Origin of the sequence: Paenibacillus chitinolyticus (genome assembly GCF_045038035.1) — a bacterium.
GTDB lineage: Bacteria > Bacillota > Bacilli > Paenibacillales > NBRC-103111 > Paenibacillus_F > Paenibacillus_F chitinolyticus_A.
Genome location: NZ_CP173427.1, coordinates 3984867 through 3999538, shown reverse-complemented (window position 1 = coordinate 3999538; position 14672 = coordinate 3984867). Strand labels below are relative to the sequence as shown.

Here is a 14672-nt window from a genome sequence, read left to right as displayed (position 1 = left end):
CCCGGCCTTCCCGCGAATTGCGGCGGACACCGTGTCCGAGCCGTCTCAAACGCCCGGTATATAAAAAGCCTGCAGAACGGATGAACGTTCCACAGGCTTTTTATGCTTCCTTCCGGAGAAGGTTAGGATTCGATTTTTTGAAGGGCTTGGCCGGAGATGTTGTCCAGGTACCGATCCAGGCAGTTGCAAAGGAAATCTTTGCGGCAGATCGGGCAAGGCTCCTTCAGCAGCCGAGAAATACGGGATGCTTTGATTTCTCCGGATTGCAGATTGCGTTCGAAGAAAATACGGCCGTGTGTACGGTCTTTCAGAACGACAACGACTTCAAACAAGCCGTTTTTCGGGTTATCGCTTACTTTGGTTGCTTCGACAACCTGCGGATCATATGCCATGTTTCTTCCTCCTTAGTCACTCCTGCGTCTTCGGACAAAGACAGGCAGTGGATTTTTATATTATAATAAATTCAGCACGTTGTATTCAATAGAAAGGTTGGAGGCCCTTTGGAGATTGATTATGCGGAAGTGATTTCGGCGGACAACGAACTGAATCTTGCCGTCGGCGTTCATTTCGAAGACGAACCGGATTCTTATTACGTCGTGGATATTCTGGCATCGCCGGAAGGACGCATCCGCAGCCTGGAGCTGCTGTTTAACGGTTTTTCGTGCAAATATACCTTCAAGCCGGACGAGAAGGAGCAGCTTGTCCGTTACTTAAACGCTCATAACCCGCTTGCTCTGCCGTGGGTGCTCCCGGATGAAGAAGCCTGTGTAAAATAATAAACGGAACCGTCCTCCGTATGCGGGAACGAGTTCCGTTTATGTTTGTGCGCGACTCTTCTTTTCTTCTCCTGCAGAGTCGGTGTGGATTTGGTGGCGGGCTGAACGCCGTCCCACGATTTCCGTTTGATTGCGGGATCGAGTTTTCCTTCGCGGATTTGTTTGTCCCGCAGCTTGCGTGCTCGGCTGATCGCCATGTCGGATGGGCCTCCTTTTAAGTCTTTACAGACTTTTGAATACTCTATCCAGTATACTCCTTAGGGCGCCGGATTGACAATGGATAGTACGGGCAGCGAAGATGTGAGCCAATACATACCGCTCCAAGCGAGCAAGGCGGGATGGCCGGGCCTGAAAGCTGACGGGCCGCTTACATTCCTACAAAGACCGCGAACATTAGATGGAGGTGCCAAGGAAGCGTGAAAATCAGAATAGACCTTTCCGTAGGCGGCGAGAACATAAAAGAAGCTTTTCTTCAGATAGAGGATCGTAAAGTGGATCATTTAACGGAAGAGGAACTTCTGCAAGCCGTTGAGATCAATATCCGCAGCTGGGCGGACCGGGAAATCGGAATCTCTTGGGAAATCGTGGAGTTTCCCGCGCGTCCCGAAGACGAAGAAGAAGGCTAAAGCGCAGCGGCCGGTATTCAGGCTGTCAGGATACGGGAGCGCGGAACGGTGCCGACGCCGCCTTATTTGCTTTTCGTATTGGCGCAAGGCGCTTGGGGCACTCTACAGGAGATCAAACGGAATCTGCCAGTGGGGTGAATATAATGAGTTCTGCAAAACATGCGGGCGGGGCGATGGACGCCAAGATCGACGCCTATAAAACCGGAATTTTACAGCTGCAGGAACAGCTTCCGTCGGTAGCGGACGCTTATCACCAGTTTACGGGCGAATGCTTCAAAGACGGTGCGCTTCCCGCGAAAACCAAGCAGCTGATCGCGCTGGGCATGGGGCTTTTTGCCAACAACGAGGTGTGCACGTTCTACCACGTCCAGGAAGCGCTGAGCAAAGGGGCGAACGCCGAGGAAATCAGAGAAACGGTAGCGGTCGCGGCCGCAATCGGCGGAGGACATGCCATGTCCCAGGGAGTCACACGGGTGGAGCAGGCTCTTCAAGGTGTCGTTCATTAACGAATGATGATTTTTTCCGCAGCATAAAAAAACAGCTCCCTGCCGAAAGGATGACCTTTCGGGCGGCGGAGCTGTTTGTCTGTAGCGGAGGTTGCACAGGTGCCTGTCCTCAATCTGACGGCCGGAGCGGAATGAATTTCTGCCGGGCGGATACCTTCCGTCATGCATCATGCGATGCCCAAACCGTGTGCCGGAAGCCGGGGTATTGCCTTGACCTGTGGATGGTGTTCCGCCTCCACCGTTGTTAGTTGGCAGGAATCCTTCTAACAAGCCTGGCCGAACCGAAATTACCGTCTGCGCTTCGCTTTGAATCGCGGTGCGACATAATTGCGCTTGCGGTCCCGGAAAAAGGTCCAGCCGCCGATAAAGGCGACGCCGAGACCGAATAGAATGAAACCGAGGATGAATTTGCCCCAATGCATATAGCCTTCCGCCTCGAATTGATGAAAAAATGCGTCTTTCATGGACAGAAAACCGTAGGTCGCCATAACGCCGGGAATGACGAGAAGCATGATCGCGACAAAACGGCTTAATTTATCTTTCATAATGCGGCTCCTTTTCAAATCAGAGAAGAGAATAAGTGAGGGCTCAGCGCCTTTATTCCCATGATACCGTGTCCGGATGGTTCTGTCTATTTTGGACGCCTACTATATTTTAAGGGCGTACAGGGGTTACAATGAACGGGACGGGGATCGGCCGTACGGGGGCACGCGCCTGCCCGGCAGCCGACTTTTACGGAAGGCCCTTGTACGTTGTACAATGAGGACGAATCACCCCTGCCATACATAACAGGCTCATACACATAAAAGCATGAATGACCATGAAAAATCATGAATAATCATGAAAAATCATGAAAGACCCAAAGGTTTCGTTAAAGAACAGGAGGATCATAAAAATGAGTGGACAAGCGTACGATATCGTAATTTTGGGAGGCGGAACGGGCGGTTACGTCGCCGCTATCCGTGCGGCCCAGCTCGGCAAGAAAGTGGCGTTGGTGGAGAAAGACAAACTGGGGGGAACCTGTCTGCACCGCGGCTGTATCCCGAGCAAAGCGCTTTTGAGAAGTGCGGAGGTTCTGGCGACAACCAAGCAGGCGGAAGAGTTCGGCGTCATTGCGCCTGACGTCACCCTGGACTTTACCCGTGTGCAGTCACGTAAAGACGGGATCGTGGCTCAGATTCACAAGGGCGTGCAGTATCTTATGAAAAAAAATAAAATCGACGTCTTTAACGGAATCGGCCGAATTATGGCCCCGTCGATTTTCTCTTCGAGAAGCGGAACGCTTTCCGTCGAAATGCCGGATGGCAGTTTCGAGACACTGGTTCCGGAACACCTCATCCTCGCCACGGGATCGCGTCCGCGCGTCCTGCCCGGTCTGGAACCGGACGGCGAACACATCCTGACAAGCGACGAAGCTCTGGCGCTTGAAGCCTTGCCGGATTCCCTGATCATTGTCGGCGGGGGTGTAATCGGCGTGGAGTGGGCGTCGATGATGAACGATTTCGGCGTGGACGTAACCGTTGTGGAAGCGGGTCCCCGCCTTGTGCCGACAGAGGACGAGGAAATCTCCCGCGAGCTGGACCGGCTGCTCCGCAAGCGCGGCGTGAAGGTGCTCACGAACGCAAGCGTGCTCGCGGACACGCTCCGCAAGGACGCTTCCGGCGTCACGGTCGCCGCCGAGCAGAAGGGCGAGCGCGTGGAGCTCGCCGCCGCCAAAATCCTCGTATCGGTGGGAAGAGCCCCGAACGTGGAACAGTTCGGGCTGGAGAACACCGACGTGAAGCTCGAGCGCGGCTTCATCCGCGTGAACGGGCACATGCAGACGAACATCCCGCACATCTATGCCATCGGCGATGTGATCGGCGGTCTGCAATTGGCCCACGCGGCCAGCCACGAAGGCGTCGTCGCGGTCGAGCACATCTGCGGCTTGGAGCCGCACGCACACGAGGCGCACCGCATCCCGAGATGTGTCTACACACGGCCGGAAATCGCGTCCGTCGGCTGGACGGAAGCGGAAGCCAAGGAGAAAGGCTTCCGGATCAAGACCGGCAAGTTCGGCTTCAAGCCGCTCGGCAAAGCCATCGTGTACGGGGAGAACGACGGCTTTGTCAAAGTCGTGATCGACGCGGACAAGAACGATCTGCTCGGCGTTCACATGATCGGACCTCACGTCACGGATTATATCGCCGAAGCCGCACTGGCTCAGCTTCTGGAAGCTTCCCCGTGGGAAATCGGCAGTACGATTCATCCGCATCCGACGCTTTCGGAGGCGTTCGCGGAAGCGGTTCTGGCCGCCGAAGGCAGGGCCATCCACATTTAACCAAGGGTAGAAAACGGCTGTCTGTGCCAAATGTCCGTTGAATTGGACAAGAATACCGTTTATAATAAGCATATAGTGTCTAGTATTAAGACCAGGTAACAAAAAGGAGGCGCAGCCCCAATGTCCATCGGTCAATACGTTAAGCATCAGCAATTAGGACTTTCCGATGAAAGAGTCATTCAAATGTATACATCCATGCTGCTCGCGCGCAAATTCGACGAGCGGTCCCTGCTTCTGCAGCGTTCCGGCAAAATTGCCTTTCACGTATCGGGGGTAGGCCAGGAAGCGGCTCAGGCCGGAGCGGCATACGCTCTCGACGCCGAGAAAGATTATTTCCTGCCGTACTACCGCGATTACGCGTTTGTTCTTTCGGTGGGCATGACCATGAAGGAACTGATGCTTTCGGTATTTGCGAAAGCGGAAGATCCCAACAGCGGCGGCCGCCAGATGCCGGGCCACTTCGGACACCGCAAGCACCGGATCGTGACGGGCTCCAGCCCGGTTACGACGCAGGTGCCTCATGCGGTCGGGATTGCCCTGGCCGCTAAGATGAAGGGCGACGAGCTTGTCTCCTTCGTGACCTTCGGAGAAGGTTCCAGCAATCAGGGAGACTTCCACGAAGGCTGCAACTTCGCCGGCGTGCACAAGCTGCCGGTCATTCTCATGTGCGAGAATAACCGGTACGCGATTTCGGTTCCGCACCACAAGCAGGTTGCGGGCAATATCGCCGACCGGGCGATCGGCTACGGCTTCCCCGGCGTGAAGGTGGACGGCAACGATCCGCTGGAAGTGTACCGCGTGGTGAAGGAAGCCCGCGAGCGCGCTCTGCGGGGCGAAGGCCCGACGCTGATCGAAGCGGATTTGTACCGGGTTCCTCCGCACTCCACGTCCGACAACGATCTCTTGTACCGCACGAAGGAAGAAGTGGAAGAGAACCGCGCCAAAGACGGACTGCCGAAATTCCGTCAATATCTGATCGACTGCGGCATCTGGAGCGAAGAGAAGGACCAGGAGCTGCAGGCCGAGATTCAGAAGGAAATCAATGAAGCGACAGCCTACGCGGACGCGGCTCCTTATCCGACAGGCGAAGATACGCTGAAGCACGTATACGCCCAGGCGTAAGTGCAAGAGCAGAGGGAGGCAGCAACGTGGCAGTAATTACCTATTTGGAAGCAATCCGTTCGGCGATGCAGGACGAAATGCAGCGCGACGAAAATGTATTTGTTTTGGGAGAAGACGTCGGCAAAGGCGGCGTGCTCAACGCGACGAAAGGTCTGCGCGACCTGTACGGCGAAAGCCGCGTTCTTGATACGCCGCTGGCCGAATCGGCTATCGTCGGAACGGCGATCGGAGCCGCGATGTACGGGATGAAACCTATCGCGGAAATCCAGTTCGCGGACTTTATTTTTCCGGCGACGAATCAGATCATCAGCGAAGCGGCCAAAATCCGCTACCGTTCCAACAACGACTGGAGCTGTCCGATCGTCATCCGCGCCCCTTACGGAGCGGCGGGTGGCGGAGCGATTTATCACTCGCAGTGCCCGGAATCGGTATTCTTCGGAACGCCCGGCCTCAAAATGGTCGCGCCGTCGAATCCTTACGACGCCAAAGGGCTGCTTTTGGCGGCTATCCGGGACCCGGACCCGGTCCTTTATTTTGAGCATAAGAAATGCTACCTCTCCCTTTCGGCGGAAGTGCCGGAGGGCGATTATATCGTACCGATCGGCAAAGCCGAAGTGAAGCGCGAAGGCACGGATTTGACCGTGATCGCGTACGGAATTGCGGTGCATTACGCCCTTCAGGCAGCGGAAGAGCTGGCGAAGGAAGGCATCAGCGCCCACGTGCTCGATCTGCGCACGATCCAGCCGCTTGACGTCGAGGCGATTCTGGAAGCGGCGGCCAAAACGGGCAAGGTTCTGATTGCCCATGAGGATAACAAAACAGGCGGGATCGGGGCCGAAGTCGCGGCTATCGTGGCCGAAGAGCTGCTGTACGACCTCGATGCGCCGATCCGCCGGTTATGCGGCCCGGATGTTCCGGCCGTCGGAATGAACCCGCCGATGGAGAAGTTTTTCCTGCTTAACACGGACAAATTAGCGGACGCGATGAGAGAACTCGCGCAGTTTTAATGGGGGAACGCGATATGAGCGAATCAAAATTCCGGCTGGCCGAAGTGCCGGTGCCTCATCTGGCGGAAAGTCTCGTTTCCGCTACGGTCGGTACCTGGCTGAAGCAGCCCGGTGACTATATCCAGCAGTACGACGTGCTTTGCGAGCTGTACACGGACAAAGTCAACGTCGAAATGCCCAGCCCGATCGAAGGCCGGCTGGTCAAAATCCTCGTCGGCAGCGGCGAGACCGCAGCCGTAGGAGACCCGATCTGCCTCCTGGAAGTGCCGGAGACGGCGGAAGCGGCTTCCGCGGGCGCAAGCGGCGACCCTGCATCGCAGGGAGACTTCGCGGCGGCACTCGCGGAAGACAGCGCCGACCAGAGCATGCGCGGCCGGTACTCGCCCGCCGTGCAGCGTCTTGCCGCGGAGAACGCCGTGGATCTCGGCCGCGTCAAGGGCACGGGTTTCGGCGGGCGCATCACGCGCAAGGACGTCGAAACCTACATAGCGCAGGGCACGGCACCTGCGGCTCCGAACGGCGGCAGCCAGGCTGCAGGGCAGACGCATGCGGCTCCAGCGGCGCAGCAAGCGCCATCCGCTCCGAACCATCGTCCGTCTGCGGAAGCGCCGGCTGCTAACCCTTACAGACCCGAGCCGCAAATTCCGGTGCGCAGCAGCGGCATTCACCTTTCGCAGAATCCGCCGACGCCGCTCGAATTCGACGCGAATTCCGATTCGCGGGGGGAGACGTTCATCGATGTGACGCCGATCCGCAACACGATCGCGAGCCGCATGCGCCAGAGCGTATCGGAAATTCCGCACGCCTGGACCATGATCGAAGTGGACGTAACGAATCTCGTGACCCTGCGGAGCAAGGTCAAAGAAGAATTCATGCGCCGCGAAGGGATCAATCTTACTTATCTTCCGTTTCTTATGAAGGCTGTGGTCAACGCCATCAAAGACTATCCGATCATGAACTCGGTCTGGGCGGTCGATAAAATCATCATCAAGCGGGATATCAACCTCGCGCTTGCGGTCGGTACGGAAGAATCCGTTCTGACGCCCGTGATTAAGAAAGCGGATCAGATGAATATCGCGGGGCTTGCCCTCGAAGCGGACACCCTGACGAAAAAGGCCCGCACCGGCAAGCTGTCGTTAAACGACCTGCAGGGGGGCACTTTTACCGTGAACAACACGGGCTCCTTCGGTTCCATCCTTTCGCAGCCGATTATCAACTATCCGCAGGCGGCCATCCTGACCTTCGAATCCATCGTGAAGAGGCCGGTCGTGATCCAGGATATGATCGCGGTCCGTTCGATGGTGAACATCTGCCTGTCGCTGGACCACCGGATTCTGGACGGGGTTATCTGCGGACGCTTTTTACAGCGCGTGAAGGAAAATATGGAAGCCTACAATCTTGAAACCAAGCTGTATTGAGGCGTATTATGAGGTTGTCAGGAAGCTGAGGGAGACCATCAAGGTCGATGCGACCATGCTGAAGAGCATGATGTACACGACGATTTTGAACAGACGGTTGCGTTTCATACCAATCACTCCTATTCGGACAAACTTTTCGCTGACTCTATTGTAAACCATCGCAACAACGGAGGGAACCCATGATCCAGCAGGAACGGTTAATAAAAGAATTTATCGAGCTTGTACAGGTCGACAGCGTGACGCAATACGAGCAGGAGATCAGTGTCGTCCTGCAGTCGAAATTCAAGGAACTCGGTCTTTCCATCCAGACGGATGACGCGGCCGAGAAAACCGGCCACGGCGCCGGTAACCTGATTTGTATGCTGGAAGCCAGCGGCGCGCCGGAATCCACTCCGTGCATTTTCTTTACCAGCCATATGGATACGGTGGCTCCGGGCAACGGAATCAAGCCGCAAATCGGTGAAGACGGAATTATCCGCAGCGACGGAACCACGATTCTGGGAAGCGACGACAAAGCCGGTATCGCGGCGATGTTCGAAGCTATCCGGGTGCTGAAGGAGCAGAATATCGCTCACGGTCCGATCCAGTTCGTGATCACGGTAGGAGAAGAATCCGGGCTGAAAGGCGCACGCGCGATGGACCCGTCCGTCATGAAGGCGAAGTTCGGCTACGCGCTGGACTCTAACGGCGAAATCGGCGAAATCGCCGTTGCGGCTCCGGCCCGCGCCGAAATCAAGATCGTCATGTACGGCAAATCCGCTCACGCGGGCGTGAACCCGGAAGACGGCATTTCGGCCATCCAGGTAGCAAGCAAAGCGGTATCCCGCATGAAGCTGGGCCGTCTCGATTCGGAGACGACGGCTAACATCGGCAGTTTCTCCGGCCTCGGTCCCCTTAATGTGGTCTGCGACCGCGTGCTTCTCGAAGCGGAAGCGCGCAGCATCGTCCAAAGCAAGCTGGAAGCCCAGCTAGCCGCGATGGAGAAGGCGTGCAAAGACACGGCGGCCGATTTCGGCACGACGTGCGATTTCGAAGCGGATATCGTGTATCCCGCTTTCATGCACGACGAAACATCGCCGGTTGTGAAGCTGGCCATGAAAGCCCTGGAAGGCATGGGCTGCAAAACCAGCACATTCCACTCCGGCGGAGGAAGCGACGCGAATATTTTCAACGGCATGGGAATTCCTACGGTGAACCTGGCGGTAGGTTACAAGGAAATTCACACCACCAACGAACATATCGCCGTATCCGATCTCGTTAAAACAGCGGAAGCGGTCGTCGCTATCGTCCGCGAAGTAACGGAACAAGCGAAATAAGCGGTCCGAACCAAAAAACCTCCATCCCGATAGGCCCTGCCGGCCATCCGGATGGAGGTTTTGTTTTTTTGGGTTTCCGTTTTTCCGGTTTTATCGTCAAGGACGTACGGCTTACGGAGGAGAAGGCGTCTTAGTTTCGGTTTCACAAAGTTTCCCGCTTTCTACAGAAGATGTTAGGAGCGGGGATCTTTTTTTTGCCGTCGGTTTCCCCATACTACGGGTATTGCACATCTTGCAGAATCGGGGGCGAAACGGGACGGATGAAACGAGAACGCAGAAGAAAATGGTTCTGGCTCTGGGCTGCGCTGCCGCTTGCCCTTCTGCTCGCGGTCGGCGGTTATTACGCGTGGAACGCTTATCACAGCTGGAATCTGGTGTACAAAGAACGGACCGAAACGGGAGTACCGCAAACGAACCCGGTGAATCCCGCGCCGGTCCGTGAAACCCTTGCCAAAGAGACGTATGTGTTTCTTATGCTGGGAATAGACTCGGGAAACGTGGAGCAGGGGCGTTCGGACACAAACATGCTGGCCGTTGCCGATTCTTCAAGCCAGAAAATAACGCTCCTTTCGATCCCGCGGGATACCCGGATCCGCATTCAGGGACACGGCAAAGAGAAGCTGGCCCACGCTTACGCTTACGGGGGAGCGGATCTGGCCGTGAAAACCGTCGAAGCGTTTTTCGGCATCCCGGTAGATTATTATGTGGCTTTTAATTTTAACGGAGTCAAAGAATTCGTGGATACGCTCGGGGGACTGTCTGTTGACGTGGAAAAAAATATGGACTTCGACGACCGGATTACCCATCGTCATGTGTATCTCAAGAAAGGCCGTCAGACGCTGAACGGTCAGCAGACGCTTAATTATGCCAGGTACCGGGGAGATGCGGACGGAGATTTCGGCCGAATGCGCCGCCAGCAGCAGGTTGTGCGCGAGCTGCTTACCCAGACGGTTCAATACCGCAATGTGGCCAAGATCAATAACCTTCTTAAAATTATGGGAGGCAATGTCCGCATGGACATACCGGCCCGCACCGTTTTCCAGTTTGCGAGCACATTTTCCGCTCTTACCGGAAACGACGTGGTCACGCTGCCGCTTGAAGCTACTACAGCGATGATCGGGGGAGTTTCGTATATGAATATAACGGAAAGCGAGCGCAGCCGGGTAGCGGGCGAATTGGAGAGGCTCGTCCGTAAACAGGCGGAACCTACGGCGGCGCCTTTACAATCGTACGGGATTTACGATTTGATTGAGCCAGGAGCCGGGAACCGATTCGGGAGGCCGTAACCGTTCCGTTTTATGCTTGCAGGAAGAGGCTGTGATCGTTCATCCTGATTTTTGCCCCAAAAAAACCACGAGAGGCAGATCGCGTCCGCCTTTCTGAACGGCGAGCTGAAGATATTGTTTAATTTCCCATGCCTTTCCGACGAGACGCAGGCTTTCGGAAGCTGTATAATTTTTCATGATTCATTCCTCATTTCCGCAATTAGTCTAGGTTAAAACCTATGCGAGTAAGGGACGAGTTATGTCAGCTGTTAAAATAAGGCACAAAACCCTCTAATCATTCTTTCCCCGTTTTGCCATAATTCAACACAGGGGAAAGCCGTTTTTTTTCAGCTATTTGATATAATAGGGGAGAAAACAAGCGTTTCCGGGGTTCACCCGGGGGAGGAGCGGGACATGTCAGCTGATCGAAACAATCGGAAATTTGAGGAAGTTACGATAAAAACCGAACCCATCTTCGAGGGGAAAATCATTACGCTGCAGGTGGATCATGTCCGCCTGCCGAACGGGGAAGTAGCCACGCGCGAGATCGTGAAGCATCCCGGTGCGGTGGCCGTTCTGGCATTAACGGACGATGACCGGATGATCGTGGTGGAACAGTACCGCAAGGCGCTGGAAAAAAGCCAGGTGGAAATTCCGGCCGGCAAGCTCGATCCCGGCGAAGAGCCGATCCGGGCGGCGATCCGCGAGCTGGAAGAAGAAACCGGCTACAGTTCGGAGTCGGTCCGTCCGGTCTGCTCCTTTTATACGTCTCCGGGCTTTGCCGATGAAATCCTTCATCTGTTCGTAGCCGAGAACCTGGTCCGCGGGGAAGCGCGGCCGGACGAGGACGAATTTCTGGAGTGCGAAGCGATCACCCTCCAGGAGGCGAAAGAGCTGATTGCGCGCGGGAGCATCAGCGACGCCAAAACCATTACGGCCGTATACGCCTGGCAAGCGTACAAGCTGACGGGCTCGTTCTGATGCTGCGGACGTACTACGCGGATCTTCACATTCATATCGGCCGGACGGAGAAGGGAGCCGCAGTCAAGATCAGCGGAGCCCGGAACTTGACGTTCTACAACATTGCCCGCGAGGCGTCCGACCGCAAAGGAATCGAGATCGTCGGCATCATCGACTGCCATTCGCCGTCGGTACAGGAAGAGATCGAGCATTATCTGGCTGCCGGCGAAATGAAGGAGCTGGACGGCGGGGGCATCCGGTATCACCAGACCACGGTTCTGCTGGGGAGCGAAATCGAGGTGCGCGATCCGGGTATGGGACCCGTGCATCTGCTCGTTTTTCTCCCGAAGCTGGCTCAGATGAAAGAGTTCACGGAGTGGATGCGCCCGCGGATGAAAAATGTGGAGCTGAGCTCCCAGCGCATGTATGTCACGGCCAGGGAGCTTCAGGCCGAAGTGCTCGGGCGGGGAGGCATACTCATTCCCGCGCACATTTTTACGCCGCACAAAAGCATCTACGGCAGCGGATCGACCCGCATGGAGCATATGCTGGATCTGGACGGGCTGGCGGGCGTCGAACTCGGGCTCAGCTCCGATTCCGAGATGGCGGGCTATCTACCGGAGCTGGACCGCTTCACGTACGTCACGAATTCGGATGCCCATTCGCTCGGGAAAATCGGCCGCGAGTACAACGAGCTGCGGCTGGCGGAGCCTACGTTCGCGGAGCTGGTGCTCGCTCTCCGCAGAGAGGGAGGCCGCGCGGTTACCGCGAACTACGGCCTGAATCCGCGGCTCGGCAAATATCACCGCACCTACTGTCTGAGCTGCGAAAGCATCCTGGACGAGCGCGAGGCGGCCGTTGGAAGGTGCCTGTACTGCGGCAGTCCCAAAGTAGTCCGCGGCGTTATGGACCGCATCATGGAGCTTGCGGGCCGCGCGGAGCCGTATGTGCCGGATTACCGGCCGCCCTATTACTACCAGGTACCGCTGGAATTCATTCCGGGACTGGGCAAAAGAAAGCTGGACGGGCTGCTCGCCAGATTCGGCACCGAGATGAACATCCTGCACCGGGCGACGCGAAGCGAGCTGGCCGAGACGGTGGGAGACGACATTGCCGGAATGATCCTGGAGGCCCGGACGGGCGTCCTCGATCTCCAGGTTGGCGGCGGAGGCACTTACGGTAAAGTCAAAGCGCCGGCGAAAGCGAAGCCGGCTGACAAGGGAACGAACGGGACCCGCGCAAACGGATAAACACAAACACGGGCCCGTAACAGAAGCGATCTAATTCCCGCAAAGGGAGAGGGGAATCTGAACATGAACAAAAAATGGGGCCTGCTTACGGCCACCCTTCTGTGCGCTAGCATGCTGGCGGCCGCATGCGGAAGCGGCGGAGCCAAGCATGATGCGCACGGAGACGGCGCGGCGCATCATGCCGCGAACGGGGACTTGCAGGAGAAGACGGCTTCGTCCGCCGCCCTGCCGAAATTTCTGGACAAGCAGCGCGAAGAAATCCGGCTTGTTTACGAGCTGGCCGGCAAAAACGCGGACCTGCTGCAGTCCATGCCGTGCTACTGCGGCTGCGGCGAAAGCGCCGGTCACAAGAGCAACCAGAACTGCTTCATCCGCGAAACGAATGCGGACGGTTCCGTCGTCTGGGACGATCACGGGACGCGCTGCGGCATCTGCATGGAGATCGCGGTAAAGGCCATCTCGCTTAAGAAGGACGGCAAAACGCCGCTGGAAATCCGCAAGCAGATCGACGACACCTATAAAGGCACCGCGGGCAAGCCGACCGATACGCCTCTGCCGGAGGCGTAGGACAGGCAGCATCCGACGCATGAAGCCGCTTCTGCCGGATGACCGCCGGTTGCTGATCGCCTAAGCAAAAGCCCTCAAGCCAAGAGGGCTTTTTTGCTTTTTTTACATTGCCGTACGGCTTGGTCTATCCCGGTTATCCGCCGCATATACTGCCTATAGTGAACAAGCGGACAAGGAGGACTTATCATGCCGGCTATGCAGACCTTGAAGCAGTATTTCAAAGAACAGTTTACGCTCTTTCTATTCGTCTCGGTCCTCTTCGTCGTGGGTGTCGTGTTCGGCGCCGTCATGGTCAATGCGCTGTCTCTCGAACAGAAGCAGGAGCTGGGGCGCTATCTCAGTTCGTTCTACCGGACGATACAGGACGGGGCCCAGGTGGACGGGAAGCAGTCGATGCTGGCGGCGTTCTCGCTTCATATGAAATGGATTCTGCTCATCTGGACGCTCGGGCTGTCCGTTATCGGACTGCCGCTTATTCTCGTGCTGGATTTTCTGAAAGGCGTCCTGATCGGCTTCAGCGTAGGCTTTATGGTCGGGCAGCTATCCTGGAAAGGCATCGCTTTCGCTCTGGTTTCCATCGCGCCCCCGAATCTGATTGTCGTTCCCGCCATTCTGATCTGCAGCGTCGTTTCCATCAGTTTCTCTCTTTTTATTATCAAAAACAGGCTCGTCCGCCGGAGCGGAACTATCTATCACCCGTTCATGCGTTACTCCGGCGTTACGCTCGCGATGGGCGTCTGCATGCTTGGGGCGGCGCTTTTGGAAGCATTCGTGTCTCCGACGATGATGAAGTGGGTTACGCCGATGCTGGCGGCTCTCACTAACTAGAATTATTCTAAATAGTCGTTTGACTTTCGTGACTCCCTCCCTCTATAATGAAAAAAGGGAAACTATCGCGCCGTTTAGACGCGTTGTAAGAGGGGGAGGAGTATGGAAGCACGTATTGAGAAGATCAAGCAGCAGCTGCAATCCCAAGGTTACAAGCTGACTCCCCAGCGGGAAGCGACGGTTCGAGTGCTGCTCGAGAATGAAGAAGATCACCTTAGCGCCGAGGACGTATTTATGCTCGTCAAGGACAAAGCTCCTGAAATCGGACTTGCTACCGTGTACCGGACGCTCGAATTGCTTAGCGATATGCATGTGCTTGAGAAAATGAATTTTGGAGATGGCGTAGCCCGTTACGATCTTCGCAGCGACAGCACTCATCACCATCATCATCATTTGATCTGCGTGCAGTGCGGCGCAGTGGACGAAATTATGGAAGATTGGCTGGGACCGCTGGAAGAACGGCTCGCCCGTGAATATAATTTTAAAGTGCTGGATCACCGCCTCGATTTTCAAGGTATCTGCCACAGATGTCTGGAGAAAGGCGCCGATCAGCCGAAAAATAAAGATGCTAACCCGAAGCATCACCATCACCATGCAAGCGCAAAACCTTCTACGCTCGTTTAAACAGGCGCGGAAGGTTTTTGTCTGCTTGATGCGTCCGTAAGGCCCCTGGAAAGTCCGCTGCCGGTTCAGCGGGCTTTTTGGCGTGTC

19 protein-coding genes are annotated in these 14672 nt (G+C 56.1%); 14 read left to right on the top strand and 5 right to left on the bottom strand.

The features are described 5' to 3' along the window. Nucleotides 1-122 precede the first annotated feature (122 nt). Nucleotides 123-392 (bottom strand): hypothetical protein, encoded by a 270-nt coding sequence (locus ACI48J_RS17940; protein WP_009674880.1) that lies wholly within the window; start codon nucleotides 390-392, stop codon nucleotides 123-125. Nucleotides 393-500: 108 nt separating this feature from the next. On the opposite strand from ACI48J_RS17940, the gene ACI48J_RS17935 reads away from it, so the two are divergent. Further along, nucleotides 501-776, top strand: coding sequence for a hypothetical protein (locus ACI48J_RS17935; protein WP_405079558.1), 276 nt, complete (start codon nucleotides 501-503; stop codon nucleotides 774-776). Here the strand turns inward: ACI48J_RS17935 and ACI48J_RS17930 are convergent. Then, nucleotides 719-973, bottom strand: a complete 255-nt coding sequence (locus tag ACI48J_RS17930; RefSeq protein ID WP_405079556.1) for a hypothetical protein — start codon at nucleotides 971-973, stop codon at nucleotides 719-721. The two genes, ACI48J_RS17935 and ACI48J_RS17930, sit on opposite strands and share 58 nt — an antisense overlap. 219 nt (nucleotides 974-1192) lie before the next feature. Here ACI48J_RS17930 and ACI48J_RS17925 point away from each other — a divergent pair, with 219 nt between their 5' ends. Both ACI48J_RS17925 and ACI48J_RS17920 read left to right on the top strand, forming a co-directional pair. Then, nucleotides 1193-1402 carry a hypothetical protein gene (locus tag ACI48J_RS17925; RefSeq protein ID WP_405079555.1) on the top strand — a complete coding sequence of 70 codons (210 nt, stop codon included), beginning with the start codon at nucleotides 1193-1195 and terminating at the stop codon, nucleotides 1400-1402. Between the two features lie 143 nt (nucleotides 1403-1545). Continuing rightward, the gene (locus ACI48J_RS17920) at nucleotides 1546-1908 is read left to right on the top strand and encodes a carboxymuconolactone decarboxylase family protein (protein WP_405079554.1); all 363 of its coding nucleotides are present in this window, start codon (nucleotides 1546-1548) and stop codon (nucleotides 1906-1908) included. 287 nt (nucleotides 1909-2195) lie between these two features. Here ACI48J_RS17920 and ACI48J_RS17915 read toward each other — a convergent pair whose 3' ends face one another. Beyond that, entirely contained in the window at nucleotides 2196-2453 is a 258-nt protein-coding gene (locus ACI48J_RS17915; RefSeq protein ID WP_326051869.1) for a DUF2627 domain-containing protein, read from the bottom strand. 350 nt (nucleotides 2454-2803) lie between these two features. On the opposite strand from ACI48J_RS17915, the gene lpdA reads away from it, so the two are divergent. The 4 genes from lpdA to ACI48J_RS17895 all read left to right on the top strand — a co-directional run bounded on the left by lpdA (nucleotide 2804) and on the right by ACI48J_RS17895 (nucleotide 7775). Next, a complete protein-coding gene (gene lpdA / locus ACI48J_RS17910; RefSeq protein WP_326051870.1) occupies nucleotides 2804-4228 on the top strand; it encodes a dihydrolipoyl dehydrogenase in 1425 nt (474 codons plus the stop codon). Between the two features lie 120 nt (nucleotides 4229-4348). After that, a complete protein-coding gene (locus ACI48J_RS17905; RefSeq protein WP_326051871.1) occupies nucleotides 4349-5350 on the top strand; it encodes a thiamine pyrophosphate-dependent dehydrogenase E1 component subunit alpha in 1002 nt (333 codons plus the stop codon). Nucleotides 5351-5376: 26 nt separating this feature from the next. Next, complete coding sequence (locus ACI48J_RS17900; RefSeq protein WP_016423987.1) at nucleotides 5377-6357, top strand: alpha-ketoacid dehydrogenase subunit beta; 981 nt, start codon at nucleotides 5377-5379, stop codon at nucleotides 6355-6357. Nucleotides 6358-6371: 14 nt separating this feature from the next. Beyond that, complete coding sequence (locus tag ACI48J_RS17895; RefSeq protein WP_405079553.1) at nucleotides 6372-7775, top strand: dihydrolipoamide acetyltransferase family protein; 1404 nt, start codon at nucleotides 6372-6374, stop codon at nucleotides 7773-7775. A 6-nt stretch (nucleotides 7776-7781) separates the two neighbouring features. On the opposite strand, the gene prli42 is transcribed toward ACI48J_RS17895, so the two are convergent. Further along, the gene (gene prli42, locus ACI48J_RS17890) at nucleotides 7782-7883 is read right to left on the bottom strand and encodes a stressosome-associated protein Prli42 (RefSeq protein ID WP_016423989.1); all 102 of its coding nucleotides are present in this window, start codon (nucleotides 7881-7883) and stop codon (nucleotides 7782-7784) included. Between the two features lie 71 nt (nucleotides 7884-7954). On the opposite strand from prli42, the gene ACI48J_RS17885 reads away from it, so the two are divergent. Beyond that, nucleotides 7955-9091: a M20/M25/M40 family metallo-hydrolase gene (locus ACI48J_RS17885; RefSeq protein WP_405079552.1), complete on the top strand. Its 1137-nt coding sequence runs from the start codon at nucleotides 7955-7957 to the stop codon at nucleotides 9089-9091. Nucleotides 9092-9351: 260 nt separating this feature from the next. Further along, on the top strand, nucleotides 9352-10377 hold the full coding sequence (locus ACI48J_RS17880; RefSeq protein WP_405079550.1) for an LCP family protein: 1026 nt from the start codon (nucleotides 9352-9354) through the stop codon (nucleotides 10375-10377). A gap of 39 nt (nucleotides 10378-10416) precedes the next feature. Here ACI48J_RS17880 and mciZ read toward each other — a convergent pair whose 3' ends face one another. Then, the gene (gene mciZ / locus ACI48J_RS17875; protein WP_326051878.1) at nucleotides 10417-10554 is read right to left on the bottom strand and encodes a Z-ring formation inhibitor MciZ; all 138 of its coding nucleotides are present in this window, start codon (nucleotides 10552-10554) and stop codon (nucleotides 10417-10419) included. Nucleotides 10555-10770: 216 nt separating this feature from the next. Between mciZ and ACI48J_RS17870 the strand changes: the two genes are divergently transcribed. The 5 genes from ACI48J_RS17870 to ACI48J_RS17850 all read left to right on the top strand — a co-directional run bounded on the left by ACI48J_RS17870 (nucleotide 10771) and on the right by ACI48J_RS17850 (nucleotide 14585). Next, nucleotides 10771-11337 (top strand): NUDIX hydrolase, encoded by a 567-nt coding sequence (locus ACI48J_RS17870; protein WP_405079549.1) that lies wholly within the window; start codon nucleotides 10771-10773, stop codon nucleotides 11335-11337. Beyond that, complete coding sequence (locus ACI48J_RS17865) at nucleotides 11337-12566, top strand: endonuclease Q family protein (protein WP_405079548.1); 1230 nt, start codon at nucleotides 11337-11339, stop codon at nucleotides 12564-12566. Before ACI48J_RS17870 ends, ACI48J_RS17865 begins: the two co-directional genes overlap by 1 nt. Nucleotides 12567-12629: 63 nt before the next feature. After that, on the top strand, nucleotides 12630-13133 hold the full coding sequence (locus ACI48J_RS17860) for a PCYCGC motif-containing (lipo)protein (protein ID WP_405079546.1): 504 nt from the start codon (nucleotides 12630-12632) through the stop codon (nucleotides 13131-13133). Nucleotides 13134-13319: 186 nt separating this feature from the next. Next, complete coding sequence (gene spoIIM / locus ACI48J_RS17855) at nucleotides 13320-13961, top strand: stage II sporulation protein M (RefSeq protein WP_405079545.1); 642 nt, start codon at nucleotides 13320-13322, stop codon at nucleotides 13959-13961. A gap of 102 nt (nucleotides 13962-14063) precedes the next feature. Further along, on the top strand, nucleotides 14064-14585 hold the full coding sequence (locus ACI48J_RS17850; RefSeq protein ID WP_009674384.1) for a Fur family transcriptional regulator: 522 nt from the start codon (nucleotides 14064-14066) through the stop codon (nucleotides 14583-14585). The last annotated feature ends 87 nt before the right edge of the window (nucleotides 14586-14672 follow it).

Excerpts from the sequence above, each read along its gene's own strand:
- ACI48J_RS17940 (WP_009674880.1), bottom strand. The coding sequence starts at position 392 with ATGGCATATGATCCGCAGGTTGTCGAAGCAACCAAAGTAAGCGATAAC.
- ACI48J_RS17930 (WP_405079556.1), bottom strand. The coding sequence starts at position 973 with ATGGCGATCAGCCGAGCACGCAAGCTGCGGGACAAACAAATCCGCGAA.
- ACI48J_RS17920 (WP_405079554.1), top strand. The coding sequence starts at position 1,546 with ATGAGTTCTGCAAAACATGCGGGCGGGGCGATGGACGCCAAGATCGAC.
- ACI48J_RS17915 (WP_326051869.1), bottom strand. The coding sequence starts at position 2,453 with ATGAAAGATAAATTAAGCCGTTTTGTCGCGATCATGCTTCTCGTCATT.
- lpdA (WP_326051870.1), top strand. The coding sequence starts at position 2,804 with ATGAGTGGACAAGCGTACGATATCGTAATTTTGGGAGGCGGAACGGGC.
- ACI48J_RS17905 (WP_326051871.1), top strand. The coding sequence starts at position 4,349 with ATGTCCATCGGTCAATACGTTAAGCATCAGCAATTAGGACTTTCCGAT.
- ACI48J_RS17895 (WP_405079553.1), top strand. The coding sequence starts at position 6,372 with ATGAGCGAATCAAAATTCCGGCTGGCCGAAGTGCCGGTGCCTCATCTG.
- prli42 (WP_016423989.1), bottom strand. The coding sequence starts at position 7,883 with ATGAAACGCAACCGTCTGTTCAAAATCGTCGTGTACATCATGCTCTTC.
- ACI48J_RS17885 (WP_405079552.1), top strand. The coding sequence starts at position 7,955 with ATGATCCAGCAGGAACGGTTAATAAAAGAATTTATCGAGCTTGTACAG.
- ACI48J_RS17880 (WP_405079550.1), top strand. The coding sequence starts at position 9,352 with ATGAAACGAGAACGCAGAAGAAAATGGTTCTGGCTCTGGGCTGCGCTG.
- mciZ (WP_326051878.1), bottom strand. The coding sequence starts at position 10,554 with ATGAAAAATTATACAGCTTCCGAAAGCCTGCGTCTCGTCGGAAAGGCA.
- ACI48J_RS17870 (WP_405079549.1), top strand. The coding sequence starts at position 10,771 with ATGTCAGCTGATCGAAACAATCGGAAATTTGAGGAAGTTACGATAAAA.
- ACI48J_RS17865 (WP_405079548.1), top strand. The coding sequence starts at position 11,337 with ATGCTGCGGACGTACTACGCGGATCTTCACATTCATATCGGCCGGACG.
- ACI48J_RS17860 (WP_405079546.1), top strand. The coding sequence starts at position 12,630 with ATGAACAAAAAATGGGGCCTGCTTACGGCCACCCTTCTGTGCGCTAGC.
- spoIIM (WP_405079545.1), top strand. The coding sequence starts at position 13,320 with ATGCCGGCTATGCAGACCTTGAAGCAGTATTTCAAAGAACAGTTTACG.
- ACI48J_RS17850 (WP_009674384.1), top strand. The coding sequence starts at position 14,064 with ATGGAAGCACGTATTGAGAAGATCAAGCAGCAGCTGCAATCCCAAGGT.